This is a genomic window from Psychrobacter okhotskensis, from assembly GCF_013248965.1.
Taxonomy (GTDB): Bacteria; Pseudomonadota; Gammaproteobacteria; order Pseudomonadales; family Moraxellaceae; genus Psychrobacter; species Psychrobacter okhotskensis.
Map to the genome: position 1 here is coordinate 99,142 of NZ_JABRVQ010000002.1, position 26,904 is coordinate 126,045.

Annotated in this window: 19 protein-coding genes; 7 read left to right on the top strand and 12 right to left on the bottom strand. The window is 44.6% G+C overall.

The genetic code is table 11. The annotated features are described in order from the left end of the window. Positions 1-287 precede the first annotated feature (287 nt). From HQR03_RS01820 to HQR03_RS14360, 3 genes are all read left to right on the top strand, one after another. Positions 288-1,766 (top strand): cytochrome ubiquinol oxidase subunit I, encoded by a 1,479-nt coding sequence (locus HQR03_RS01820; RefSeq protein WP_227502413.1) that lies wholly within the window; start codon positions 288-290, stop codon positions 1,764-1,766. Next, positions 1,766-2,782: a cytochrome d ubiquinol oxidase subunit II gene (cydB, locus tag HQR03_RS01825; protein ID WP_173238935.1), complete on the top strand. Its 1,017-nt coding sequence runs from the start codon at positions 1,766-1,768 to the stop codon at positions 2,780-2,782. The genes HQR03_RS01820 and cydB overlap by 1 nt, the downstream gene beginning before the upstream one ends. A 100-nt stretch (positions 2,783-2,882) precedes the next feature. Next, a complete protein-coding gene (locus HQR03_RS14360; protein ID WP_373299586.1) occupies positions 2,883-2,999 on the top strand; it encodes a DUF2474 domain-containing protein in 117 nt (38 codons plus the stop codon). Positions 3,000-3,138: 139 nt separating this feature from the next. Here HQR03_RS14360 and murU read toward each other — a convergent pair whose 3' ends face one another. Then, positions 3,139-3,867 (bottom strand): N-acetylmuramate alpha-1-phosphate uridylyltransferase MurU, encoded by a 729-nt coding sequence (gene murU / locus HQR03_RS01830; protein ID WP_025650514.1) that lies wholly within the window; start codon positions 3,865-3,867, stop codon positions 3,139-3,141. Between the two features lie 56 nt (positions 3,868-3,923). After that, positions 3,924-5,045: an aminoglycoside phosphotransferase family protein gene (locus HQR03_RS01835; RefSeq protein WP_173238936.1), complete on the bottom strand. Its 1,122-nt coding sequence runs from the start codon at positions 5,043-5,045 to the stop codon at positions 3,924-3,926. Positions 5,046-5,419: 374 nt separating this feature from the next. Between HQR03_RS01835 and HQR03_RS01840 the strand changes: the two genes are divergently transcribed. Together HQR03_RS01840 and HQR03_RS01845 are read left to right on the top strand one after the other, a co-directional pair. Beyond that, on the top strand, positions 5,420-8,452 hold the full coding sequence (locus tag HQR03_RS01840) for an LPS-assembly protein LptD (RefSeq protein WP_173238937.1): 3,033 nt from the start codon (positions 5,420-5,422) through the stop codon (positions 8,450-8,452). A 169-nt stretch (positions 8,453-8,621) separates the two neighbouring features. Beyond that, positions 8,622-10,031: a peptidylprolyl isomerase gene (locus HQR03_RS01845; RefSeq protein WP_025650517.1), complete on the top strand. Its 1,410-nt coding sequence runs from the start codon at positions 8,622-8,624 to the stop codon at positions 10,029-10,031. Between the two features lie 589 nt (positions 10,032-10,620). Here the strand turns inward: HQR03_RS01845 and HQR03_RS01850 are convergent. Further along, positions 10,621-11,742, bottom strand: coding sequence for an endonuclease/exonuclease/phosphatase family protein (locus HQR03_RS01850; protein WP_173238938.1), 1,122 nt, complete (start codon positions 11,740-11,742; stop codon positions 10,621-10,623). Between the two features lie 437 nt (positions 11,743-12,179). Here HQR03_RS01850 and asd point away from each other — a divergent pair, with 437 nt between their 5' ends. Next, positions 12,180-13,313 (top strand): aspartate-semialdehyde dehydrogenase, encoded by a 1,134-nt coding sequence (asd, locus tag HQR03_RS01855; protein WP_173238939.1) that lies wholly within the window; start codon positions 12,180-12,182, stop codon positions 13,311-13,313. A gap of 79 nt (positions 13,314-13,392) precedes the next feature. Here the strand turns inward: asd and HQR03_RS01860 are convergent, their stop codons facing one another. Next, entirely contained in the window at positions 13,393-13,986 is a 594-nt protein-coding gene (locus HQR03_RS01860) for an SOUL family heme-binding protein (protein WP_173238940.1), read from the bottom strand. A gap of 440 nt (positions 13,987-14,426) precedes the next feature. On the opposite strand from HQR03_RS01860, the gene tgt reads away from it, so the two are divergent. After that, positions 14,427-15,578 (top strand): tRNA guanosine(34) transglycosylase Tgt, encoded by a 1,152-nt coding sequence (gene tgt / locus HQR03_RS01865; RefSeq protein ID WP_173238941.1) that lies wholly within the window; start codon positions 14,427-14,429, stop codon positions 15,576-15,578. A 231-nt stretch (positions 15,579-15,809) separates the two neighbouring features. Here tgt and HQR03_RS01870 read toward each other — a convergent pair whose 3' ends face one another. From HQR03_RS01870 to HQR03_RS01905, 8 genes are all read right to left on the bottom strand, one after another. Then, on the bottom strand, positions 15,810-17,162 hold the full coding sequence (locus HQR03_RS01870; RefSeq protein WP_025650522.1) for a sodium-dependent transporter: 1,353 nt from the start codon (positions 17,160-17,162) through the stop codon (positions 15,810-15,812). Between the two features lie 317 nt (positions 17,163-17,479). Continuing rightward, positions 17,480-18,259 carry an acyl-ACP--UDP-N-acetylglucosamine O-acyltransferase gene (gene lpxA / locus HQR03_RS01875; RefSeq protein WP_173238942.1) on the bottom strand — a complete coding sequence of 260 codons (780 nt, stop codon included), beginning with the start codon at positions 18,257-18,259 and terminating at the stop codon, positions 17,480-17,482. Positions 18,260-18,434: 175 nt separating this feature from the next. Beyond that, positions 18,435-18,944: a 3-hydroxyacyl-ACP dehydratase FabZ gene (fabZ, locus tag HQR03_RS01880; protein ID WP_173238943.1), complete on the bottom strand. Its 510-nt coding sequence runs from the start codon at positions 18,942-18,944 to the stop codon at positions 18,435-18,437. Positions 18,945-19,042: 98 nt separating this feature from the next. Next, positions 19,043-20,059: a UDP-3-O-(3-hydroxymyristoyl)glucosamine N-acyltransferase gene (lpxD, locus tag HQR03_RS01885; protein ID WP_173238944.1), complete on the bottom strand. Its 1,017-nt coding sequence runs from the start codon at positions 20,057-20,059 to the stop codon at positions 19,043-19,045. 178 nt (positions 20,060-20,237) lie between these two features. Next, on the bottom strand, positions 20,238-22,661 hold the full coding sequence (gene bamA / locus HQR03_RS01890) for an outer membrane protein assembly factor BamA (protein WP_173238945.1): 2,424 nt from the start codon (positions 22,659-22,661) through the stop codon (positions 20,238-20,240). 263 nt (positions 22,662-22,924) lie between these two features. Further along, complete coding sequence (rseP, locus tag HQR03_RS01895; RefSeq protein WP_173238946.1) at positions 22,925-24,301, bottom strand: RIP metalloprotease RseP; 1,377 nt, start codon at positions 24,299-24,301, stop codon at positions 22,925-22,927. 351 nt (positions 24,302-24,652) lie between these two features. Then, entirely contained in the window at positions 24,653-25,861 is a 1,209-nt protein-coding gene (gene ispC, locus HQR03_RS01900; RefSeq protein WP_173238947.1) for a 1-deoxy-D-xylulose-5-phosphate reductoisomerase, read from the bottom strand. 185 nt (positions 25,862-26,046) lie between these two features. Next, a complete protein-coding gene (locus HQR03_RS01905) occupies positions 26,047-26,856 on the bottom strand; it encodes a phosphatidate cytidylyltransferase (protein WP_101211693.1) in 810 nt (269 codons plus the stop codon). Between the last annotated feature and the right edge of the window lie 48 nt (positions 26,857-26,904).

Genomic DNA, 26,904 nt, shown 5'->3' on the forward strand with positions numbered 1-26,904 from the left:
TGTGCGACCAGTCCCGTAGGTGACTTGCGTGTGCACTTAGGGTGGCGCATACTATATTCATTGTAAATGACAGTAATATATTAATTTATAGGGATATAAATTACTTCATTCAGCTAGACAGTCTTAGCTCAGCCGCATTTGATAAATTGATAGTGGTTGCTAACTAATACTGAGCCATTGCCCGTAACACTTGTCATCCTGCTTTACGGACAGTTACTTGAGCGTGTCATGGAAGCCAGCGCTATTCAGCTAACAGATAAAGGTAACCGTTTATGTTCGCTACATTTATGATTGACCAGCTTGATGCGCTGATGCTCGCGCGAATTCAATTTGCTTTTGTTATCTCATGGCATATTGTCTTTCCAGCTTTTTCCATCGGTCTTGCCAGCTTTCTAACGGTCTTAGAGTTCCGCTGGCTCAAAACTGGTGAGCCTATTTATGCCGAAGTTTATAAGCACTGGGTCAAGATATTTGCCGTGGTATTTGGGATGGGTGTGGTATCGGGCGTGGTAATGTCTTACCAATTCGGTACTAACTGGGCCGTATTTTCTGATAAAGCCGGTAACGTCATAGGCCCACTACTTGCCTACGAAGTATTGACCGCCTTTTTCTTAGAAGCGTCGTTCTTAGGCATTATGCTGTTTGGTTGGGGTCGCGTCAGTAAACGCATGCACCTTGCTTCAACAGCGATCGTCGCTATTGGTACGCTAATATCTGGTTTTTGGATTTTGGCTGCCAACAGCTTTATGCAGACGCCGCAGGGCTTTATGGTCGGTGCTGATGGTTTGCTCTATCCAACCAATTGGCTTGAAATTATCTTTAACCCCTCATTCCCTTACCGTTACGCGCATATGATGACTGCGGCATTTTTGACCACAGCTTTCGTTATCGGTGGTATCGGTGCGTATTATCTGCAATCCAAAAAGCATGTTGAACATCGCAAACATGGTCGTGTCATGCTCGGCATGGCGATGGTCATGGCCATCTTTGTTGCGCCAGCACAAATATTTATTGGCGATATGCATGGTCTAAATACGCTAGAACATCAACCTGCTAAAGTCGCAGCGATGGAAGGTCTGTGGGAAAATGAGCGCGGTGCACCGCTTGTCTTATTCGGTATTCCAGATCAAAAAGCAGAAAAAAACCATTATGAAATTAAAATCCCTTATGTCTCGGGCTTAATTTTAACGCATTCATTAGACGGCGAAGTTAAAGGCCTTAAAAACTGGGCGCCAGAAGATCGGCCCTACGTTCCTATCGTCTTTTGGTCATTCCGCGTTATGGTGGCTATCGGTACATTAATGCTGCTTGTTGGTCTATTTAGCCTTTATAAATACTTTAAAAAACAACAATTCGATCCTGAAAGCAAATGGTTCCACCGTGCGTGGATGATGATGACGCCGCTTGGTTTTATCGCGATACTCGCCGGTTGGTTTGTGACCGAAACTGGTCGTCAGCCATGGACAGTATATGGGGTGATTCGTACTGCTGAGAGCATGTCACCGGTTGCAGCCCAGCAAGTCGCAACGACACTTATAGGATTTATTGTGCTGTACGTCTTTGTATTTGGTGCAGGCAGTTTTTATATCTTACGCCTGATTGCTAAAGGTCCACAACCTTATGAAGATCCAGCAGATGACAACTTCTATGAGCATTCTATCACTGAAGGTCAAGGTCGCACGTTAAGTGGTGATAGTAACGTCAGTGAGAAAGTAGAAGATTTGGATAAACCTGCCGATGACGTCGATGATGGAGGGTTACGCTAATGTTTAACTACGGTGATGTATTAGATTTACCTTTAATTTGGGGCGGATTAATCGCCCTATCCGTCTTCATCTATGTCCTGCTGGATGGTTTTGATTTAGGTTGTGGTATTTTGTTCCCCTTTGCTGGCTCAGACAAAAACCGTAGCCGTATGATGAACTCTATTGCTCCCTTTTGGGACGGTAATGAGACTTGGTTGGTATTGGGTGGTGGTGGTTTGTTCGCCGCTTTCCCAGTTGCTTATGGCATCATCATGACCGGTCTATACCTGCCTGTGACTGCCATGCTATTTGGTCTTATTATGCGCGGAGTGGCGTTTGAGTTCCGTTTCAAAGCCTCTTCACGTCGTCATGTATGGGATACCTTCTTTTTTGTTGGCTCAGTAGTGGCGACATTCTCACAGGGTATTATGCTCGGGGCGTTGGTGCAAGGCTTAGAGGCGAGCAATCGTCTGTACACTGGTGGCCCATTTGACTGGTTCACTCCCTTCTCTATCGTCTGCGGCTTTGCCATGATAGTTGGTTATGCTTTGCTTGGTTCTACGTGGTTAATCATTAAAACTGAACATAAGCTGCAAGTATGGGCACGTAAAGTGTCTGGTTGGATATTATCAGCATTGGTATTGGCAATGATTGTCGTTACCGTGTTTATGTATTTTTCAGATATCGAGGCCCTCGAAGGTTGGTTTAGTTTGCCGGGTGCGTTATATCTGGCACCAATGCCAGTTATCGTGCTGCTGCTGTTCTTTCTCATGCGTAAGGATTTACGGACTGAGCGTGAATATCGCCCCTTCTTAATGACCGTTGCGCTGTTCTTGATGGGTTATATTGGCGTCTGTACAGCGTTGTTTCCTTATATCGTACCGTACCAAATGACTATCTATGAAGCGGCCGCTGCTGATACATCGCTGTCCTTTATGCTCATTGGTGCGGGTATTATGTTGCCGATTATCTTAAGCTATACTGCTTTTGCCTATTACACATTTAAAGGTAAAACGGATCACGAGCATATGTATTAACGGCTATATGTTAAGGAGAATCAGCCTTCGCTACTATCACTATTCTTGGTAGCGAACGCTTAAGATCATTAGCGCCTTAATACGTCACTGGGAGACGATTATGAAAAAACTCAGCAAAAAACAATCACAATGGGCATGGTTCATTGGTCTATATATAGCAGGATTTGCCGTTATTTTTACCATTGCCCAATTAATAAAGTTGGCAATGGGCGTGTAAAACCTGCCCTATTTCGCTAAACAAAAGCGCCGCATTGATTGTAAATCAATGCGGCGCTTTTTATGATCTTCGTTAAAGTAAGATTGATTGAAGTAAGATCTATTAAAGAATTATTAATTAATATTAATATCCCCTAAAGTTATGCACCGCGGTGGTTAGCCACGCCATGACTGTCAATAAATTCGTTGACCTGCGTTAAGCGCTCAGGTGTGCCCACGTCTATCCAATTATCACGAATAACTTCCGCCGTAATCTGGAACTTAAGCATCGCTTGCTTAAGCAGAGGCGCTAGCGCAGCGGGTTGCCCGCTTACCAGCCCATCGACCAATCGTGGCGACATTACACTAATACCAGCAAAGGTATATTTGTCTGCATCACCAATTGGCTGCTCACTAGCCAGACCATTATTGAGCGCAAAATCACCACCGTTATTATGCTCTGGATTGTCAATCAACAATAGATGCGCCCGTTGATCAGCACCCAGCTCATAATCCTGCAACTGAGCAAAATTATACGTCGTCCAGACATCGGAGTTGACTAAGATAAATGGCTCGTCTTGTAACTTACCTGTTTGTAACGCTTGAAAAATTCCACCAGCGGTCTCTAAAGGTTCGTCATCTTCTCGTGACCAGTGCAACTTGACCCCGTAATCGCTACCATCACCCAAGGTATCCATAAGCTTGTCAGCAAGCCACGAGGCATTAATCGTAATATCAGTAATCCCCGCTGCTTGCAGTGCCTTAATATGCCAGACAATCAGCGGCTGACCGCCTACCTCGACTAATGGTTTGGGCGTCTCAAGTGTCAACGGACGCAAGCGCGTTCCCTTGCCAGCAGCTAAAATCATGGCTTGCGTAATGGTAGACATGCATGCTCCTTATTCAATTTATAATGATAGTAATAGACGCAACTTATTATCCCTTTTTATAACGAGTCAAACTTATCTTTATAAGCCGGTAATACCGTGTCTTTTAGCCATTGATTAAATGGCAGTAGCGCTTGCTTCATCGATTCATTACCATGCTCAGCAAGCCAATTTAGCTCAAGTACTAGATCGCGCATGACTTTGGGAATATCAGCCAAATAACGGTCTTTACCATCGCGCTTAGACAAACGGATAAAAATCCCTAATACTTTGAGATGCCGCTGCACGCCCATCACATTCATATCATTCTCAAGCTGCTCAACACTATCGGCGGTGGTGAGCGCTACTTGCTGCTGCAATTGCCAAAAGTCACGAATCCAGTCAGATATTTGATGCTCTGACCACTCAACATAAGCATCACGCAACAATGACACCAAATCATAAGTGTAAGAGCCGATCACCGCATCTTGAAAATCTATCACGCCCAAACGCGTGGGGTCGGCTTGGTCTTGCATAAGATTGCGGCTGTGATAATCACGATGCACAATCACTGCAGGCTGCTGTAAAATCTCTTGTATCAATACCGTTTTTACGTTATTCCATAAGTCCTGATTCAGCTCTACATCAATATAGGGGATAAACCAATCGCTAAATAAATCCATCTCGCGGTTCAGTAATGCTGTGTCATAATCGGGCAATTGGTGCTGCACTCTGGCAGTCTCTACTGGCACAGTCTGTAGGGAAACCAAGGTCTGCATGGCCAATTGATAATAATCGTTGATCTGTTCAGGCGTCGCCTCGACGAGTAAATGGGCAAACTCAATCGTACCAAAGTCTTGTAACACCAAAAAGCCTTTTGCCACGTCTTGCGCAACCAGCGTTGGCACATTGATGGCGGGTGTCATTAGCTTCGCAACATTAATAAACTGCTGCAAGGCGTCTTGCTCGTCAGCAGAATCCATGACAATATAACGCGCGGTGTCAGCACCGTTATCAGTCAATTGGATACGGTGATATTGGCGGGCACTTGCGTCACCAGGCAAACTGTCGAGCACAAACTCTCGGTCGATGAACACTTGTTGCAACCAATTCTCTAGCTGCTGTTGGCGGTTATTCCTATCATTCAGAGTAGCATTCAGAGTGGCATTCAGAGGGGTATTTAAAGGCATGGTATCAGTCATAGAGGGCATCGCAGGTTAAATATAAGTCATAAATCATTAAAGTAGTGATAAGTCAGGCAAAACCTTGCTAAAATAGTGGCAGCTTGATTGACAGTATCTGTTGTAATATAGGTATTGACACATAGTTTTATCAACGCGCTAAGCAATAATCTAAAAAACGGCTTGGCGATGTTATAAATTTTGGTAAATAGTGTAGCTGATTTGGTTTTTTTTGACTATGATTAGTCGTCATTATATGTAAAACACCCAAATTTTTGAGATTATATGATTAGTTCCTGATTTTTTAATCATTAATGAGCCGCTAAATATAGCTAAAATACGGCTACTAAACTAAATATCGTCATTCAATAGGCTCTGCAATCATAGGTGTGCCCTTGTTATATTCTCCGCTTTACCAAAGCATCCGTTTGGTTTTATTTGGTGCCTTAGGCTTATCAAGTTTGACCGTCAGCGCAGCACTTACCAATGCTGACGCACAGACGACCGCATCTTTGCCCGCTGATACTACCAGCAGTTATGTCTCTGACCTAACCGGCGATATCAATACCGACGCCAATACCAATGTCAACGCCAATGTCAACGCCATCAATCAAGACATTAGTTACCAGCGTGCCGCTGCGCAGAATAGTGCTTATGAAGCAGGCGAAGAGACTGTAAATGCTGCCTCTGAGAGCAGTAATCTTGACTTAGATACTGGCAGCACCCTCGATAATGGCAATTTAGGCATCACTGAAATCGCTAACAATAGTGATGACGATGCACAAGCTCAGGCACAAACGCAGAAAAAACCCTTAGCGGCTGTCAGCGACAATGATGCAATCGATACCAGTGACGAGAGTATTCAAGACAGTTTACGGCGTTTGGCAGAATTTTATGAGCTCACCCCTGATACTGACTTATCAACGCAAAACGCTAGTGACAAACCCGTAGAGTCTGAAGATGACACTATCCAGAACACCCTAACACCTGCCACGCAAACCATCCCAAAAGTAGGCAAAAACTTGCGCCTACTGCCGAATGCTGTCGATAGTGCCCAACGCTGTGAAGGTCAATGGGTCTACCCACAGCAAAACGCTAATTATCAGCGCGCCGTCAATGAAGCGGCAATGGATAGTGGCCAGACGGCAACCAATCTAAATGGTGTGGCTAATAATCAGGCGCCTTTATTTGCAGAGTCTGATTATGGATATTATGACAATGTCGACTATGCCGAGCTCTCTGGTAATGTGATTGTCGATCAAGGGACTCAGCATATTGAAGCCGATAAAATCGTGCTGGACTTAAGCAGTGGTGTTACCGCAGCGCAAGGCAAAGTAATGTTCACCGATCAAGCGACTGGTGCGCAAGTAACGCGTGCCAATACCCGAACTGCTACCGGCAGTCTCTCTAAGCAGGCAAGCAAAGGCGGCCTTATTGGTGTCGCAGACAGTCTGGCCTACAATACCGAAACAGGGCAGTCAACAGCCAATGACGTGGCATTTGCGAGCGTAGAACTACAAGCGCATGGCTATGCTAAACGCCTTAATCGACCTAATGACAGTCAATACGAGCTTGACCAAGTCATGTTCAGCACCTGCCCACCGACTGACCGCAAATGGCAGTTTGATGCCAAAAGCATTGATTTAAACACCGACACGGGTCGCGGTGAAGCCTACAATACGACTTTCCGTATCGCCGATGTTCCGGTGTTCTATCTGCCCTATTTTAACTTCCCTATAGATAGTCGTCGCAGTACTGGGTTTTTATTGCCGAATGCGAGCATTAGTAGTGAAAGCGGGCTTGAGGTCGATATCCCCTACTATCTCAATTTAGCACCCAATTATGATGCGACGATCAATACTCATATCTACAGCGATCGTAACCCAATGCTCGCAGGTGAGTTTCGCTATTTGACTGAAAATTATGGCGAAGGAATTTTTAACGGCTCATATTTGCCGAACGACAAAGAGTATAACGACGAAGATCGCAGCAGCTTTTTTTATGATCATTACTGGTCATCTAGCAGTATTCCGCGCTTAAGTGGCGATGCTAAGTACAGCTATGTGTCGGATGAAGATTATATTAACGACTTTGACACCCTAGGTTTATCAGACAATACTATAAACTTACCGCGCCGTGCTCGACTGAATTATTATAATGACTATGTCAATGGTGAGTTAAAGGTTGAGACCTTTCAAACGCTCAACGCTTTTACTGATAATGGTCAGCCATTAGAAGACAAAGACAAGCCTTATTCACGTTTGCCGCAGCTCAAACTTGACTACCGATTACCGTGGGCAGAGCGTTTTGATATCACGGGTGTGCATGATTCTGCTTATTTCAAAAAGTCTATCGATGACGGTTCTGAAAATGAAAAAAGCGGTGCGCGTATTTATAATAAAATCAGTGCCGTCTATCCCATGGAAAAATCATGGGGTTATATTAAGCCCAAGCTGAGCTTACAACATCTATATACCTCTTATGACGAGGACAGCTTGGCAGACAACCAACTTAGTGAAGAAGATGGTAGCCAATCGGTATTTGTACCGCAAGCCAGTATTGATGCAGGGTTGCACTTCTATCAAGCAGGCTCACCTTTCGGCGCTTTTGACGATACCATGGGTGGCTATCGCTTACTAAGTCCGCGCTTAAAATATACCTATTCACCGTTTGAAAACCAAAATGACATCCCTAACTTTAACACTCGTATTGCCTCTATCAACTATGAGCAGTTGTTTTCGGACAGTTGGTTCTTAGGGCACGATCGCTTGCAAGATTTGCATTCTATTACTCCTGGGATTAATTATCGTTACATCGACGCAACGGGTGTGACACGTTTTGATGGTAGCATTGCTGAGCAGTTTTATATCGATGACGGTCGCGTGACCCTTGAAAATCAGCAACCTGTGTTTAGCTCGTCCTCCTCTGGAATGGTCTGGGATACCAGTACACAACCTTATAATAATTTTTGGGTAGATGTCAGCGGCGCACTTACCGATGATTATGACTTGAACTATATTACGACTGAGCTGCGTTATCAGCCATCAGATAACAGCTTGTTTAATGTTGGTTTTGTTAAACGCCAGCGCGATGAAAACACCAATCAGTTGCCGCTGTCGGCCTTTACTGCCTCAGCCGTTTTCCCAATTAATAACACTTGGCGAGTATTGGCTCAAGGTCAATATGATTATAATCGTAATAAAATGCTAGACTCGTTGGTCGGTATTGATTATGAAGATTGCTGTTTCGGTTTTGCAGTTTATGGTCGTCGTTACTATAATGACTTGAACGTTAGAGACAAACCAACACAAGCGATTATGGCAGAGATTAGATTGAATGGTCTTGGTAGTAGTAGCAGCCGTTTGACACGATTGCTCGCTGATAAGATCTTAGGCTTTGAACCTGTGCAAACTGCATGGAAAGACTAAAAAACGCAAACAATGCTATATTGAGGCATTATTTGCGTCACTACTTACCTATTACATAACCTTGTTCGTAACCCTATTATGGACGACTTTATACAATATTTGCTTATTAAAAGTATTGGATAGCGTTGACCGACTACCATCCGATGCGATGACATTGATGAGGAGCATCATGAGATTTTTTTCTTTACGTCAGACCAGCCGAGCCGTACTGCTTTCTATGAGTATGAGTGCAGGCCTTGTACTTAGTTTCAGTGCCCAAGCTGCTACCGTTAATGCTGCAAAAGCACCAACGCCTAAAGCAAACGCTGCTGCTGAGCAAAGTAACGTCAATCGCTTGACCCCAGCCAACAGTACCGATGGTATCATTGCTTTAGTCAATGAAAACGCTATCTTAAAAAGCGACTTGATGGACGCAATCACCCAGACCCAAGCACGCGCCCAAGCGGCTGGTGAGCCGATTGCCAATTCAGCACAGCTACAGTCTGAAGTATTAAATGCTCTCATCTTGCGTGAACTACAACTGTCATTGGTTAAACGCGTCGGTCTAAATCCTGATGAAGCTGAGATTAATCAGCGTCTTGGTCAAATCGCTCAAGCTGAAGGGCTTGGTAGTATCGCCGCTTTGCAGCAACGCCTAGATGCCGCGCAGCCCGGAAGCTATGCGACCCTGCGTGCTAAGCTGATTGAAGATGCTGCGATTCAGTCTCTACAACAACGTCAAATCAGCAATCGTGTACGTATTAGCGAGCAGGATATCGATGCATTTTTGGCCTCTCCAGAAGCCAAGCGCCTAAACCAAAGCGAATACCAGACCGTCCATGTACGCGTGCCTTATATGGATGACTACAGCCGACTGTCAGAAGCTCAGCGTGAAGAAGCACTCAAAGTAGCACAAGCACTACGTGCGCGCTTGCTAGAGCCCAATGTCGACGTGGCTGCAGCCGTTACTGCCAGCCAAGGTAGCTACCCTATTCCAATACAAGGTGGCGATATGGGCTTTCATAAAGCCGCCGCTCTCCCGACCGAGCTATCGAGCGAGATTACCAAGCTTGATGTCGGCGCAGTAAGTGCCCCATTAGTGACGCCAGAAGGCATTGATATCATTAAGCTCGCTGATAAAAAAGACAGTGATAAAATGCTTGTGCCGCAGTGGCATACGCGTCATATCTTAATCAAAGTAGATGAGCTACAAACGGATGCGCTTGCTGAGCAAAAGATTAATGATCTCTATGAGCAACTGCGCAGCGGTGCTGACTTTGCTGGTCTGGCATCGACCTATTCAGACGACCCAGGTTCTGCAGGACGTGGTGGCGATCTAAATTGGGTAAGTGCAGACGATATGGTTGGACCGTTTGAAGCAGTGATGAAAAACACAGCGGTCGGTGATTATTCTGCGCCTTTTAAAACCCAGTTTGGCTGGCATATCCTAAAAGTAGAAGGTCAGCGCCAAGAAGATGTTAGTGAACAATATCGCCGTAGCATGGCACGTCAAGCGTTATATCAACGTCTAGCACCGCAAGCCAAAGAAGACTGGCTACAAGAGCTACGCGCCGGTGCTTACATCCAAGTACTTGGTTAATATCTTAGCAATACGCTAATAAGTGGCACCTTAGTAAAAATAGTTGAATAAAAAGGGGTATATGCCAATGCATGTACCCCTTTTTGTATTAATAACTCATAGGTGTTTTTTCTTCTTACCTAGGAAAGCCTGTTTTTGTTCTTAGTAAATTACTTAGAAAGTTGGATATAGTGAGTGAAAAGTAATATTGATACATTATGCACTGCTGATATCATTTGATATGCTAGAAACTGCTACTTTATTTATCAGCTCATAATAATACACAAAGAAAAGCCCCGAACCTAGGGCGATTGGTTCGGGGCTATGGCGCTTCATGTTATTATTATTATTTCTTCCATTCTGACTTATCCTAAGTCGTAAACAGTAACTTATAAGACAGCGGGCTGACCTGTGCTTGGATTGTCACTGCCTCAACACTGCATCCTTGCCTATCCTTGTGTTGATGATTGTATTGTAGGGCAATTGGTTAGAGACCACTAGAGGCTAAAGACCTTATTTGACGTAAGCATTTGCTTACGTTTTAAGGAAGCCTATTGGCGTAGCCCTTACGACTATAAAGGTTTAGCGAAAATACTAGGACATTCTCTAACTACGACTGCTCTGCTGCATGCTCTTTTGAGACTTTACAACCTTCTTTTTTGCCAGCTTCGATTTTATTTTCTGTTTCTTTAACATCTTCTGCATTAGCAGTAGGAGCATTTTGCTCTTGATTGCTGGCTTCTTCTGGCTCATATTGCAAGGTCGTCATGACCGGAAAATGATCGGAGCCAATAGAGGGCAAACGTCTGATATCAACCACGGTAAAGCAAGCACTATGGAAGATATGATCCAGGGCCCAACGTAAAAACGGATAATTGACATGGAAGGTATTGATAAAGTGACGACCAATACGAGGATCTAGTAGACCTGAGATACGTTGGAAGCGGCGCGTTGTCTTTGACCAAGCCACATCATTAAGATCGCCAGCAAGTATCGCCGTTTGCTCATTTTCTTTGATATGTTTGCCAACCATAAGCAGCTCTGCATCACGAGTCGTTGATTTATCCGCTTCCGTCGGGCTTGGCGGCATAGGATGCAAACAATATAACCAAATCACTCGTCCGCTTTGTAAGCGCAGCTGCGTGTGGATAGAGGGAATATCATCAATCATTAAATATTTGACTTTAGGATCTATCAGCTCAAGCTTAGAATACAGATGCATGCCGTACATGTTATCCAGCGGTACTTTTACGGTATACGGATAGTCTGGCTCAATTTGCTGCAGGGCTTTTTCCCACTTATTATCACTTTCTAGGGTAATTAAAATATCCGGCTGTCTTTGCTTGACTAAATCGACCAGTTTTTGCGTTTCGTCATTAGGGGTTAAGACATTTGACACCATAATTTTGAGTTGGTGATCTTGATCTTCTGGCTTATCTTTAGCCTGTTGAACTTCTTTTTTCCATAATTTAGTATAAGGCAGTACCATTCTTAACTGAAAAGCTAACATCAGGCTTAATATAACAAACAATAGCCACTGCCCTAACTGCCATTCTGGCCAAAATACCAGCATGCCAACCCAAGCAACGACGCCCAGCACCATTATTTGAATACGGGGAAACTCAACGCCGCGCACCCACCAGTTATCAAGGGGCAACCAACCCCAAATCGTCACAAACGCGATGAAACCAGCTAAACACTGCGCGCCATAATATAAGAGGGAAAGATCCATGAAAGATCCATAATGTGTAGTAACCGTTTATTAAGTGGATGATCAAACCAATGATTCTTATACTCATCGTTCGTTAATGACTAACGCTTGTATGATTATCTAAGTCAATCGTAGGTGCTTACTTTAGCATTTCATAACACTATCGCCTACTATTGAGCCTTAATTATGCGCAGCTGAGCATAAAACGTTACAATTTCAACTGATATAAAACAGTGAGCTTGTTATATTTTTCATCACTCTTACTGCTCCTGTATGCAACATGAGTACAACCGATATAATAGCGGTTTTATAATAATAACGTAAAGTTATAGTGAGCATAGTTATTAGTGTATGAAAAACAGCCAAAATCTGCGAAAACGCCTTGCTTTTTAAGGCTATTCACGGCATTGTTATCGGCTGGCGATGCAACAAATAACGGTAAAAAAGGATTAAGATTCATGAGTGATTTAACAGTAGGTTTGGTAGGCTGGCGCGGTATGGTTGGCTCAGTATTGATACAACGTATGCAGGAAGAAAAAGATTTTGACGGTATCACGCCGGTATTTTTTTCAACCAGTAACGCGGGTGGTGATGCGCCAAGTTTCGATGGTATTCAGACCAGCCAACTAAAAGACGCTCATGATATTGATGCACTCGCTGCTTGTGATGTGATTATCACCTGCCAAGGTGGCGACTACACTTCAAAAGTCCATCAACCATTGCGTGCCAGCAGTTGGAGCGGCTATTGGATTGATGCGGCAAGCACTCTGCGTATGGAAGATGACAGCATCATCGTTCTTGATCCGGTCAATCGCAGCGTTATTGATAGCGCCCTAGCCAACGGTCAAAAAGACTTTATCGGCGGCAACTGTACAGTATCACTTATGCTGATGGCCATCGGCGAGTTGTTTAATAGAGGCTGGGTAGAATGGGTCAGCGCGATGACTTATCAAGCAGCGAGTGGCTCTGGCGCCAACAACATGCGCGAGCTCATCAACGGCATGGGTGTACTACACGATGCGGTCAAAGATGAGTTGGCTGATCCTGCTAGCGCTATCCTTGAGATTGATAAAAAAATCGCCCAGACTCAACGCTCAGATGACTTTCCTAAGCAATACTTTGGTGTGCCATTGGCTGGTAGTCTAATCCCCTATATCGACGCACAGCTAGAAAACAAACAGTCAAAAGAAGAGTGGAAAGGCGGCGTCGAAACCAATAAAATCCTTGGTAACTCTGAAGCAGATAAAATTGCTATCGACGGTATGTGTGTCCGTGTGGGCGCCATGCGCTGTCATGCGCAAGGCTTAACCATTAAGCTTAAGAAAGATATCCCATTAGAGGAAATCGAGGCGGCACTAAAAAACAGTGGCAATGAGTGGTTAGACTTGGTTGAAGACGATAAAGAAGCCGCTATGAACCGCTTAACGCCAGTGGCAGTGACAGGTACTTTGACAGTAGCTTTGGGTCGCTTGCGTAAGCTGAATATGGGGCCAGAATACCTAGGTGCATTTACCGTCGGTGACCAACTGTTATGGGGTGCGGCCGAACCATTACGCCGTATGCTAAATATCATTCGTGAGCAAAAAAGCTAAAATTTATTTCCTGAAATTTAAGCTCAAAAAAAGACAGCGCTTGCTGTCTTTTTTTGGCGTCATTTTTGATGATAAAGGATCATTTTGTCTGATAAGCAATCATCACTTCATTGCGACGCATAAAAGGTAACGTCCATGGCGGATTATAGCGGGCAAGTTCCGGCACGCCAGTAACTTTTAAATTTTGGGATTGCATCCACGTCTGCAGCTCATCGGTTTTTTCTGCTACTTTTTTGCTGCCTGCCAATCCGGAGAATTTAATAACGCCATAAGTCTGTGCCGGTACTTTTTTAATCTCAATATTTGGATTATTGGGTTTGGGCAACGTTTGCAGCGTATATTGGCTTGGCATCGTAAATTGTACGCGCCATTTGCCATCGGCTTGTTGCATACTCACTGGTGCCGTCATAGCAATTTTCTGCGAATCACCATCACTCTTTTTGTTATTAGGCTGCATCGTAACAGGCGCTGTCATGCTAATCTTACGACTGCCACCAGTTGGGGCAGTATTATTGCCAAAAATATAATCTGCTAAAATCTTAAATCCTGCACGACTGGCAGCATCTTGATCACCCATTACCCAAGTCTGTGCCACCAACTGGGCATCATAATGACGCAATTCAAAACTCTTCGTTTTTGTCAAAACGGTATAGGTAGGCTCTTCGGTCGCCATAGCTGCTCCTGATATTAGTAATAGGCTACTGAACAATGAGCTACTAAATAGCGAGCGATTAGGTAAAAAATAAGTTGCTTCGATCATGTTCTTTATCCGCCATTCATCAGCAATGTTTAGTGGTTTTAATATTTATTCTTTACTTTAACAAGCACTGAACGACACTGTCTGTGTCTTTTGGTTGTTGTCGTAACACACGTACCAATGGATATAGAGTCAAAATATCCTAAAAAAATCTACGCTATTGCTGATATTAATTTTTTGTCGCCTCTGTCTGCGCAGGCACAGCAAGCAAAAAAAATAGATATTAGCAGTGCGTGATGTCTCGATATTACTTTTCACTGACTATATATTAATGACCCGCAAACATCGATGTCCAAAAAAATCGCTAACAATGCTATAATTAGCGCCATTTTCATAGTGTAAATAGCGGTTATCATATGCAATTTGTCTTACATAAAACAGCCAGCGGCACAACGCGTGCCCGCCGTGGTACGGTTCACCTCAATCATGGCGATGTGCAAACGCCAGCGTTTATGCCTGTCGGTACTTATGGTACGGTCAAAGGTATGCTACCACGTGATATCGAAGCCATTGGCGCTGATATCGTGCTAGGCAATACCTTCCACTTATGGTTACGCCCGGGCACTGAAGTCATCGATAAGTTCGGCGGCTTGCATAAATTTATGCATTGGGATAAGCCTATCTTGACCGATTCAGGCGGCTTCCAAGTATTTAGTTTGGGTGCGATGCGTAAAATCACCGAAGAAGGGGTCGACTTCAAATCCCCTATCGATGGCGCGAAAGTGTTTCTCTCGCCAGAAAAATCGATGCAGATTCAATATAGCTTGAACTCAGACATCGTCATGCAATTCGATGAATGCACGCCCTACCCAGCCACCCATGATGAAGCCAAAAAATCGTTAGAGCTCTCACTACGTTGGGGACAGCGCTGCGTTGATGAGCATAATAGGCTAGGCAGCACCAATGCCCTATTTGGCATCATCCAAGGCAGTATGTATGCCGATTTGCGTCAGCAATCACTCGAAGGCTTGCTCGATATCGGCTTTGATGGTTATGCCATCGGTGGTCTGTCTGTTGGTGAGCCAAAGGACGAGATGATGGATGTCTTAGATTATATCCCAGACGCCATGCCAGCAGACAAGCCGCGCTACCTAATGGGCGTGGGCAAGCCTGAAGATATCGTCGAAGCAGTCCGTCGCGGCGTAGATATGTTTGACTGCGTCATGCCGACTCGTAACGCGCGTAACGGTCATTACTTCGTGACAGGCGACTTAGACAATGCAGGTGTCGTCCGTATCCGTAACAGCCAATATCGCAATGATGAAGGCACATTAGACCCAGAGTGCGACTGCTATACTTGTCAAAACTTTAGCCGTGCTTATTTATACCATCTTAATAAATGTAAAGAGATGCTAGGCGCGCAGTTGGCGACTATTCATAACTTGCGTTATTACCAACGCCTTATGCAAGGTATTAGAGATGCTATCGAACAAGACGCCTTCGATGAGTTCGTCATCGAATTCTATAGCAAGCGTGGACAAACGGTTCCTGAGCTAAACTTACGCTAATCGTATTTTTGGAACAGTTATATAGTCAAAATATCCTAAAAACGCAATGGTATTGCTAGGGTCTGCATAAGCACAGCAAGCAAGAAAAACGGATATCAGCAATTCGTGATGGTTCGATACTACTTTTCACTGACTATACATACAGAAAGGGCTTAAGAATTATCTTAAGCCCTTTTTGTTGCTTATCATCTTTAAAGCTAGTGATTTAAATACTTTGAATTCGTATAAATCCTAGCCCATTAACGTAGTAATAAAGACCACGATAACGGCGATTGGCGCGACGAACTTAGCAACGATTTGCCAAAGCTGCCACATTCCATTAGATAGACCCAGCTCCTGTTGAATCGTACGCTGATCCATTTTCCAGCCAACGAAAATAATACCCGCAAGACCTGTCAGCGGTAATAGGAATTTACTGGTAAGCTTATCTAAAGCATCAAAGATACCATTACCCATAATGGTAAATTCAGACCATAGATTAAACGATAACAATGCCGCAACACCCAGTAGCCAAATCACCGTACTAGCAACGACTGTGGCCATCATACGATTCATCGATGTCCGCTCTTCCAAGAACTCAACCGTCGGTTCAAGTAAAGAGACAGATGAAGTAATAGCAGCGAAGGTAATCAATAAGAAGAATAAGGTTCCAAGAATTGTGCCTGCGCCCATACTACCAAAAGCAATCGGTAAACTGACAAAAATAAGGCCAGGACCTGAAGCCGGATCGAGACCATGACTAAAGATAATTGGGAAGATAGCCAGACCTGCAGCTAGTGCAATGACTGTATCCAAAATAACCACGGTTCGTGCTGTTTTGAGCAAGTTTACTTCGCGGCCCAAATAAGAGCCATAAGCCACCATAATACCCATACCAATGGACAGGGTGAAGAAAGCATGGCCCAAGGCTGCGAGCATAACGTCAGCGGTGAGCTTGCTAAGATCTGGTGTGAACAAGTAAGCCACTGCCTCACCAAAGCCACCATTGATCACGTTATAACCAACCATGATGAACAAAATCAAGCCCAACAATGGCATCAAAATCTTAGCAGTTCCTTCAATACCTTTGGTGACACCAATTCCAACGATTAAAGCAGTCAGCGCCATAAATACGGTATGCCAAACAGTCAGCGTACCAGCTGAGGCGAGCATCGCATCAAAGGTTGCAGCAACAGAATCGCTGTCTTGACCAGCGAAGCTACCGCTTGCGACTTTAGTAATATAATTCAGCGCCCAGCCACCAATCACACTATAAAAAGATAGGATCAAAAAGCCGCCTAAAATACCAGTGGCACCAACAATACCCCAACTGCGTGACTTGCCTTCGCTTGCGGCGACATCAGCGAAAGTATTAATAGGGTTTTTTTGCCCACGGCGACCGACCAACCATTCTGCGACTAATATTGGAAAACCAACCAGCGCGATACAGAATAAATACGCAATAACGAAAGCTGAACCACCGCTTTCACCAACCATATATGGGAACTTCCATATGTTTCCTAAACCAACTGCCGAGCCTACTGCCGCCAGTACGAAGCCAAAACTTGAGCTCCACTGCGCATGTTCTTGTTTATTGATAGCCATTTTGCCGTCCTCATGCTTCAATTAATGCTGCTTATAATCATCCGTGATTATTATAATTAGCTGCTGATATAACAGGCTACTTAATTAACGCCTCAATGTGACGCGCCTAGCAACATTATGAAAGAATTGTTTACAATATCGTAAACGCTCAGTTTCTGCTAAGCGACCAAAAAAGTCAAGTAGTCATAAACATAAAAAGCCATAACAATTGGTTATGGCTTTTTGACAGTTTGACGCTAATTAACAACAGTTTGGTATATCGACTGTTCGAGATTGAAACACCACAAATTGCTGTTTCTACAATAGCTCGTGTTTGGTTAGCGAACGACGCCGCGACGGCTTTTTTGTAAGGAATCAATGAGCAATTGAATCTTTGGCTCTTTTGGCAATAGCTCTTGCTTTAAGACTTCAAGCGCTTGAGCGGTCGTTAACCCGGATCTAAAAATCGTGCGATACGCTTGGCGCAAGGTATCAATCGTGTGCTTAGACCAGTCTTTTCGGCGCATTCCTTCGACATTGAGACCATGTGCCTTTGCTGGATTGCCTGATACCATGGTAAAAGCGGCCACATCCTTCAAAATCAAACTGGCACCACCGACCAAGCTATAGTCATCAACGGTACAAAACTGATGAATACCTGAGTTACCACCAATTATCGTATGATCGCCAATGGTTACATGACCAGCTACGCCGACGTTATTGGCCAATACATTGTGATCGCCAATCACACAGTCGTGAGCCACATGCGTATTTACCATCAGCAAGTTGTGACTACCAATTTTGGTAAGCTCACCATCCTGCGCAGTACCACGATGCAAACTACAAGCCTCACGAATGGTATTATGATCGCCAATTTCAAGCCAAGTACGCTCACCAGCATACTTTAAATCCTGTGGATCCTCACCAATGCTAGCAAACTGATAAAATTGATTATGGCTGCCAATACGCGTCAGTTTTGCCACGACGACATGGCGATGCAGCGTGGTATGTGCACCAATCGTTACTTCGTCACCGACAATACAATAAGGACCAATGATAGCAGTCTCATCAATCTGAGCGGACGGTGAGATGAGTGCTGTTGGATGGATCTGACTCATAATTTGGGCCTTTGTATCATCTGATGCAAGTAAATAGTAAAACAAATACCACTAATGTAGCGTTATAAATTAAGCCAATACCCGTTCAGATTATAAGTGAGTTTTGCTATTAACAATATGGGCGGCAATCTTTACGCAGTTTAGCCAGTGGTTATCTCGAAATAATAACGATAAGCTACTGCTCTTGACGGGCAATCATTACCTGAGCACTCGCTGCAAGCTCATTTTCGACATGAACCGTACAATCAAACTTATAGATACCACGCTTTTGCATAACTGTTTTGGCCCGGATAATAAGCTGATCGCCAGGAATGACGCGACGTTTAAAACGAACCTTATCCACCCCTGCAAACAGATATAAATAACCATCTTCGGCGGTCAATCCCGCGCTAATAAAGCCCAATACACCTGAAACTTGCGCCATACATTCTACCATCAATACCCCTGGCATAATCGGCTCATCCGGAAAATGACCATTAAAAAACTCTTCATTAATGGTCACGTTTTTGATACCGGTAATGCATTCGCCAGGCTGGCAGGCAATAATCTTATCTACCAACATAAAAGGATAACGATGCGGCAAATAATGCTTAAGCGTATGATAAGTTAACGGCAACGTGAGACCTTGCTCTGCCAAGCTTTTAATGTCTTCATCCGTCGGTATATCGATATGGCTGCTGCTCATAATGACGCTTCCTTGCTCTATTTAAAAAACTCTATTTAAAAAGCTGTGTTTAAAGATGATCTGTTTGAAAATTTATGGCTAAAGGACTTGCATGAACGCTACTCATTACCAAGCTGACGAAAGCGCACCGCGGCACGGCGCCATTTAGCTGTTGGCATTGCTGCTGTTCCAGAGGAGTACGATCCAGCGACCTTAATGGACTTGGTCACCATAGTCATTCCTGATAACGTCACATCGTCGGTGATATTGATATGACCAGTGATACCGACTGCCCCGCCGATAATGCAGCGTTTACCAATACTCGTACTGCCCGCGATAGCCGTTTGAGCAGCGATGGCGGTACCATCACCGATACGGACGTTATGGGCAACTTGTACGAGATTATCAATAATAACATGATTGCCAATTACTGTGTCATCAATGGCGCCGCGATCAATACAAGTTTGGCTGCCAATGCGCACATGGTCACCGATGATTACCCGACCAAGCTGAGCAATACGCTCCCAACCCTTTACGCTAGGATTGCTGGTCGGGGCAAAGCCAAAACCTTCAGAGCCTATGCTAACACCAGCATGCAGCCTAACATGACTACCAATAATACAATCATGACCAATGACGACTTGCGACTGAATAAGGCAATCAGTACCAATACGACTATAGGGTTCGACGACCACATGAGCATCAAGACGACTACGAGCGCCAATGCTCACATTGTCGCCAATCACACAAAACGGACCAATAGTGACCTCTTCACCAATGACCGCACTATCCGCAATGACCGCGCTAGAGTGGATACCAGCACAGGGGATTTGACGGGCAAATAACTGGCTGGCACTGGCATAAGCCAAATAAGGCGCTGCCACTATCAGCGCTATAGATGCTGCTGGTACTTGGTCACGGTATTCAGCGGTGACGAACACGGCTGCTGCCTGAGTATTGGTCAAACTAGAGATATAATGAGGGTCTGCCAAAAAGCTTAATTGGGCATCGTTAGCAGTGGTTAAGCTACCAACACTATCGAGTGTTAGCTGTAACTGTTCAGCGCTAAGCTCGGCTTTATTAGCAATAGGCTGACGCTGCTCAATCCGCGTGATAAGTTGCTCAATCGTTATCATAGTTGGCATTAATATTAGGATTAATAAAAGGGTCGTCAAGTTAAAGTATCAACTCAACGACCTATGAAGATTTGATTTTTTATTGGTTTATGGTATTGATTCAATAGAAGCCATCAACCAATTTAAAAAATACCGGTAACTTAAGGGGTGCTAGATAATTCAGAGTATACTAAGCTATTTAGAACGTGCTACCAATCTGGAACTGTACCTTCTCAGTCTCATCGCCTTCTTTGTCACCGAACGGTACAGCATAACTCAATGAAATTGGACCAATTGGGGTGTACCATGTTATACCTGCACCCGCACTAAAGCGTAAGCTGTCATCTTGGGTCAGCAATGGTACGCCGGTATCAGTGCCGTCATTAGGGTTGATAAAGGTACGATCTTCTTTATCAGTGGTATCAAATACTTGACCACCTTCTGCGAACAGTACAGGGCGCACTTGATCTGCCCAATCACCTTTAAAGGGTACAGGTAAAATCAATTCAGTACCGAAGCTGACTAGCGCATTACCACCAATTTCTTCATCTCTAAAGCGTCTGTCATCGTTGATCGCATCAAAATAGCTTTGCGACTTAGGACCCAATGTCGATGCTTCATAACCACGTACCGAACCATAACCGCCGGCATAGAAGTTTTCGTAGAATGGCAAGTCATTACCATAACCAAGCTTGGTATAACCGCGCGCTACTACATCCTTATAAAGAGGATAGTATATGTTGCCGCGATAGATAAGCTTTTGGTAACTGGCATCACCCAGACCAATCGTTGCATCAACCGTATGACTCATACCCTTGGTCGGGAATACGGGACGATCTAGGGTGCTATAGTCCCAGCCAAATAGTAAGTTATAGGTTTGATAATCGTTTTTGAAGCCAGTACGACCAGAGTCAGCCCCCTCATCATTGACGAAGTTTTCAAACGAACCACCATCATCGATGATCTGCTGAACGTTTGATACCCCAAGGAAGCGACCGCCACGTACTGAAGTTTTATCGACGTTTAGACCGGCACTAACCCGCTTGGTTTCATCAACAGGATAGCTATAGTTCAGCGTGGCACCATAAGAGTCGGTGACATAGTTACTGACGTTTCTGTCATCATACTTGGTTTCGCGATAATAGGCGCTTAAACCCTGCGAAACACCGTTTTCTGTAAAGTACGGATCAGTATAGCCCAAGCTATAAGAGTCGCGGGTTTCTGAACGCGATAGCGCTGCTTTAACACGGTTACCGGTACCCATGAAGTTATTTTGCGTCAAGTCTAACTGGAACGTGACACCGCCACTCTGTGAGTAACCGGCGGCAATCGTTGAGCTACCAGAAGGCTGCTCTTCAACCGTAAAATTCACATCCATTTGATCTGGCTGATTGGGTACTGGCTTGACATCGACATTGACTGCTTTAAAGAAGCCTGTACGCATCAGACGCGTACGTGACAACTGAATTTTTTCGCTAGAGGCAAGCGCGCCTTCTAACTGACGCATTTCACGACGCAGCACGACATCCTGAGTTTTGGTGTTACCCGTGAAGTTGATACGGCGTACGTAGATAGGGCGTGCTGGATCGATATAATAATCGACATCGACCATTCTCGTCTCGTCATTGATACGTGGTACCGGTCGAATTTGTGCTAAATAGTAACCTTCGTTACCATAACGGCTCTTTAAAGAGGCAGTCGTTGCATCAAGCTTGGCTTGTGAATATTTTTCATTGGGTGCAAAAGTAACCAGTTCTTTAAGCTCATTGGTCTCAAATGTCGGCTTGCCTAGGAAATTCACTTCCCCAAACTGATATTGCTCGCCTTCACTCAAGCTGACTTCGATAAAGACGCTGCGCTTGTCTTCACTGATATTAAGGACTGCATTGTCAACGTTAAAACGCACATAACCATCATTTTGATATAAGGCTTTTAAATTCTCTAAGCTGGCGGCCAGCTTTTCTTTAGCGTAGCGGTCAGACTTAGACAGCAAACGCGTCCATGACGATTCTTTGACAGCAAAAACGTCTTTAATTTCTTCATCACTAAAGTGCGTGTTACCAATGACATTGATATCGACAACTTTGGCCGGCTTACCTTCGATAAAGCGCACGTCAAGCTTGACGCGGTTGCCATCTAGCAGCGTCTGATCAACTTCGATATTACTGTTGTAATATCCTTGGCTAATATACTGCTGCTGCAGCTCGTTGGCGACGCCTTGCAATGTTGCTTGCTTAAGCACATCACCGACTGACAGACCAGCGTTGCCAAGTCCTTGCTCTAGACCTTCTTTTGGAATGAGCTTATTGCCTTCAAAATTGACCTCAGCAATAATTGGACGCTCGACGACGTCAAATCGTAGCTGACCGCCTTCGACACGGCTTTGAATATCGGCAAAGTTATCAGTCGCATATAGCGCCTTAATACTGGCTGCCAGATTACTGTCATTTACCGTATCACCTACCGAAATAGGTAGAACCGGATAGAGACTATCAGGAGTTAGTCGTTGTAGACCATTGAAACCGATGTCAGTGACCACAAATTCTGCAGCCTGTACCGGCATACTCATCATCGCTACAACTAACGGCAACCCAGCCGCGCTCATAAATAAAGGCGTACGCATAAACACTATCCGTCAATAAAAAACTTGCTTAAGTTAAGTTAAAAAGCGCATGTTGTCTAGCCCAATTCGAGTAAAGTGATTCACTCACTCGCGGGAGACTCAGGACACTTTATATAAAACGCATCATAAAATAAACTAAAAATTACGATTAGTACAGAGACAGCGATACAAAAGAGCGCAGCACGCCTACCAAGAATCAGCGCACGATACGCGCAAAACCATTAGTGTATCGCGGCTTACCCTTTAGGTTGCCCTGCGATTCATCAAAACAGCCGACTGATATCATTACCAATTGCTAACACCATGAAACCTGCCAGCAAGAGTAAGCCGATATTTAGCCCTACCATTTGTACCCCTTCCGACAGAGGCTTACCGCGTATCAGCTCTATGAGATAATACACAATATGACCACCATCTAACACTGGAATCGGTAAAAGATTGAGTACGGCGAGGCTCAGGCTAATCAAAGCCGCGGTGGACAATACCATCTGCCAACTGATATCAAAGCTTTGTTTGGCGACTTTAGCAATCGTAATCGGCCCTGATAAATTGTCTAGACCAATCATACCTGAGATCATCTTGCCCATTGAGCTAACCGTCATCACTGCCAATTGTTCCGTCTTTTCAAACGACTTAACCAATGACTCACTCGGGCCATATACGATGGTGGTTTTATAGGCATCGGGAACGATAATCTCAGACTTCGCCACCATAGCACCAATCTGTCCAAAGTCATTACCTAGATTGTCTTTTTTACCTTGCGGCATAATCTGAAGCTGTACGGGTTTACCCTCACGCAATACGGTGAAATTAAGCAAGGTCTCAGGATTGTCACGGATGATACGGGTGACACTGATCCAATCTTTGATTTCTGTATCATTGATAGCCGTAATGAGATCACCAACTTGCAGACCTTGACGACTGGCAGCACCATCAGCACTCAAATCGCTAACGATTGGTTCAATCTGCGGCTGCCATGGTAGCATGCCAAAGCTGGTTAGCGCGTCCTTACCTTGCGCGTCGCCTTGCATAAATGCTTTAACAGGTGCTTGATAAGTCTTCGTTGCGTTGGGAGCCTGTGACTCTGATTGCAAGGTAACGCTGACATTATCAGTCTCGCCCATTCGTCCAGCAAGGCGATAATTGATACCTTCCCACGTTTGTACCTCATGGCCGTCAATCGCGACGATTTTATCACCAACGGGTAACTGCGCCATAGCCGCTGGTGTATCGGGTAATACTTCACCAATCTTCGTCGCCAACTGCTCTGATGGCGTCATAAATAACACCCAAAACAACGCAATCGCGATAACAAAGTTCATGATAGGGCCAGCGGCAACGATGGCAATCTTTTTTAGTGGATGTTGACGATTAAAGGCCAAATGTAGCTCATCTTTGGCTACCGCGCCTTCACGCTCATCCAGCATCTTGACATAACCACCCAACGGCAGCGCTGAGATACGATAATCAATACCGCTCTTTTTGCTCGTCCAGCCAAAAAGCTTGGGGCCAAAGCCGATAGAGTATGTCAGCACCTTGACGCCGCAGAGCCGTGCGACAATGTAATGACCCCATTCGTGTAAGGCAATAAGCGGACCTAAGACAAATATTGCCGCAAGGAGCGTTAATAAAAACGTCATGATCTTTTCTCAGTGTTTTCTCTTAGCATCTTCTATTAATATCGTTTTTAAACTAGGGTCTGTTGAACATTCAAATGTGGTACTGGCAGCGTCTATTTTTTAGACAATACGCAGTGAAATTTTTGACGCCTAGTCGTTCTAGGGTAGACAATTTCGCCATGTATTGGCAAAAAATAGCCCTGCCCTGAAAGGCTGATACTAAAATCACCCCAAACGTTGTTGTAAACCTAGCTAAGGTCTCGACATTATCGTCGGTTTACGCCTGATTTGATAAAACGTTTGGGACGATTTTAGCAATCAGCAGTCCTAATATTTGAATGTTCAACAGACCCTAAGAAACTCTTGCTACGATTATGCCAACTTTGCCACAAGTTTGTCAGTAAGATGGCGCGCTATCTTATCAATTGTTAGTATATCTTCTATGTCAGCCGTTTCGTTTAATGGTGGCACCTGTATGTCATTTAAGGCTTGCTCATTAATATCGGCAATATCCGTCAAACGAATCTGACCGTCCAAAAATGCAGCGACGGCAATCTCATTAGCAGCATTGAGTACAATCGTTGCCTGTGTGCCTGCTTGCATAGCTTGACGGGCAAGACGCAAACACGCAAACTTCTGCAAATCAGGCTGAATAAACTCTAGAGCACTTAACGCAAACAAGTCTAAAGGCTGCGAGCCGCTCTCGATACGATCAGGGTAACTGAGCGCATGGGCAATCGGGGTTTTCATATCTGGGCTGCCGAGCTGCGCTAAAAAGCTGCCATCGCTATATTCTACCATTGAGTGGATGATACTTTGTGGATGAATGACGACATTTATCTTATTTTCTGGTAGATCAAATAAATGACAAGCCTCTATCAACTCAAGCCCCTTATTCATCATCGTTGCTGAGTCGACCGATATCTTTTGGCCCATCGACCAGTTGGGGTGTTTGACCGCTTCAGCGACGCTGGCTTGCTGCATCTGGGCAAATGACTGCTGCAAAAATGGCCCGCCTGATGCGGTTAACCATAGCTTACGAACACCATGGTTTGGCTGATGGATTTGGGTATTATCTTGTTGGATAGCGAGCGGCAAACACTGAAAAATCGCATTATGCTCAGAATCGAGCGGTAGCAAGGTAGCATTGTGCATTTTAACGGCATTAATCATTACCTGACCGGCCATTACCAGCGCTTCTTTATTTGCCAGTAAAATACGCTTACCTGCCCGTGCGGCGGCTAAGGTAGAAGGCAATCCTGCTGCGCCAACAATAGCAGCGACAATGGTATCCGTCTGCAAATCGGTAGCAATATCGACCAGCCCTGCTGCCCCGCCTACCACATCGATATCAAGACCTGCCGCGCTAAGACGCTCAGCAAAATCATCGACTGCGGCTGTCGGCACGCTGACACGCTTGGGCAAAAACTGTTGGCAAAGCGCAAACAATTTGTCTAAGCGGTGATAGCCTGATAGCGCATAGACTTGATAATTAAGCGGTTGCGCCGCCAAAATTGCTAGCGTGCTATCGCCAATCGAGCCTGTTGCGCCTAATACGGCGATGCGTTGCGTCATAACCATCAGTGCCCACAATATTGTTACTGTTAAAATTTAAATAAAAAATCAGGAAAGTTAATAAGGTATGAATGATAGCAAAGCATCGATGCTAGATTATGTCGATGCTTTATTATAATAATAATTAATAAGACTGAGCTATTGGCAAAAACCAATTCATTCACGTGTACCAATTAGCCTGCATTAGTTTCTTAAACGACGATGAAGCCCAGCTGCTGTATCGACCAAAAGCCAAGCGCAAATATTGGCGTCGCAGATAATAGCGAATCAATACGGTCAAGTATCCCGCCATGCCCCGGTAATATCGTTCCTGAGTCTTTTACATCAGCGCGGCGCTTGAGCATTGATTCAAACAAATCACCGAGTACAGAGGCGAGAATAGTGATGGCTGATAGCGACACAAATGCGATTAACGGTACACCAGTTAATTGTAGTTTGAAGACACTAATAACAACAACCACGAGCAGACCAGTCACAAGACCGCCAGCCAGCCCTTCCATACTCTTATTGGGAGAGACGTTCGGTGCCATTTTGCGGCGACCGAGCTTACGTCCAACAAAATAAGCACCACTATCGGCACACCATACCAGCAAGAATACGTAGAGTAGCCACCATGCTGATAGCTGCCACAAATAAAACATAGCAGTGATAGATGCTGTCAGAATCACAGCGCCCATCAGTGCTAGCTTCCTACCATACCAATTGGTATGGGTTGGAAATACCCGCACCCAAGATAGTGCCATCAGCCATATAGCCAGTGAAGCTACCCACCAAAATAACCAAGTGACTTTGAACATCAGCGACACTAAAGTCAGTACCAATACCAATACCACAAACACCGCAGGCTGGCGCCACTTTGGCATCAGCTTGGTCCACTCATGCGCCGCGATAATCACACCAATGGCCAATAGTGGAGCAAACAAAATAGGAGTTTGGCTCGCAAACATTGCAATACCAACGATAATAACGAGAACAATTGCCGTCTTAATTCGTTGCCACATACTTGTCGAACCTTATAATAATGAAAAATGTCTGGTCAAAAAGTGCAT

What these genes read in the sequence shown, in the direction of transcription:
- HQR03_RS14360 (WP_373299586.1), top strand. Translation starts at nt 2,883, where the DNA reads ATGAAAAAACTCAGCAAAAAACAATCACAATGGGCATGGTTCATTGGT.
- HQR03_RS01835 (WP_173238936.1), bottom strand. Translation starts at nt 5,045, where the DNA reads ATGACTGATACCATGCCTTTAAATACCCCTCTGAATGCCACTCTGAAT.
- tgt (WP_173238941.1), top strand. Translation starts at nt 14,427, where the DNA reads ATGCAATTTGTCTTACATAAAACAGCCAGCGGCACAACGCGTGCCCGC.
- cydB (WP_173238935.1), top strand. Translation starts at nt 1,766, where the DNA reads ATGTTTAACTACGGTGATGTATTAGATTTACCTTTAATTTGGGGCGGA.
- HQR03_RS01820 (WP_227502413.1), top strand. Translation starts at nt 288, where the DNA reads ATGATTGACCAGCTTGATGCGCTGATGCTCGCGCGAATTCAATTTGCT.
- HQR03_RS01870 (WP_025650522.1), bottom strand. Translation starts at nt 17,162, where the DNA reads ATGGCTATCAATAAACAAGAACATGCGCAGTGGAGCTCAAGTTTTGGC.
- HQR03_RS01850 (WP_173238938.1), bottom strand. Translation starts at nt 11,742, where the DNA reads ATGGATCTTTCCCTCTTATATTATGGCGCGCAGTGTTTAGCTGGTTTC.
- asd (WP_173238939.1), top strand. Translation starts at nt 12,180, where the DNA reads ATGAGTGATTTAACAGTAGGTTTGGTAGGCTGGCGCGGTATGGTTGGC.
- bamA (WP_173238945.1), bottom strand. Translation starts at nt 22,661, where the DNA reads ATGCGTACGCCTTTATTTATGAGCGCGGCTGGGTTGCCGTTAGTTGTA.
- ispC (WP_173238947.1), bottom strand. Translation starts at nt 25,861, where the DNA reads ATGGTTATGACGCAACGCATCGCCGTATTAGGCGCAACAGGCTCGATT.
- rseP (WP_173238946.1), bottom strand. Translation starts at nt 24,301, where the DNA reads ATGACGTTTTTATTAACGCTCCTTGCGGCAATATTTGTCTTAGGTCCG.
- fabZ (WP_173238943.1), bottom strand. Translation starts at nt 18,944, where the DNA reads ATGAGCAGCAGCCATATCGATATACCGACGGATGAAGACATTAAAAGC.
- lpxD (WP_173238944.1), bottom strand. Translation starts at nt 20,059, where the DNA reads ATGATAACGATTGAGCAACTTATCACGCGGATTGAGCAGCGTCAGCCT.
- HQR03_RS01905 (WP_101211693.1), bottom strand. Translation starts at nt 26,856, where the DNA reads ATGTGGCAACGAATTAAGACGGCAATTGTTCTCGTTATTATCGTTGGT.
- lpxA (WP_173238942.1), bottom strand. Translation starts at nt 18,259, where the DNA reads ATGAGTCAGATCCATCCAACAGCACTCATCTCACCGTCCGCTCAGATT.
- HQR03_RS01845 (WP_025650517.1), top strand. Translation starts at nt 8,622, where the DNA reads ATGAGATTTTTTTCTTTACGTCAGACCAGCCGAGCCGTACTGCTTTCT.
- murU (WP_025650514.1), bottom strand. Translation starts at nt 3,867, where the DNA reads ATGTCTACCATTACGCAAGCCATGATTTTAGCTGCTGGCAAGGGAACG.
- HQR03_RS01860 (WP_173238940.1), bottom strand. Translation starts at nt 13,986, where the DNA reads ATGGCGACCGAAGAGCCTACCTATACCGTTTTGACAAAAACGAAGAGT.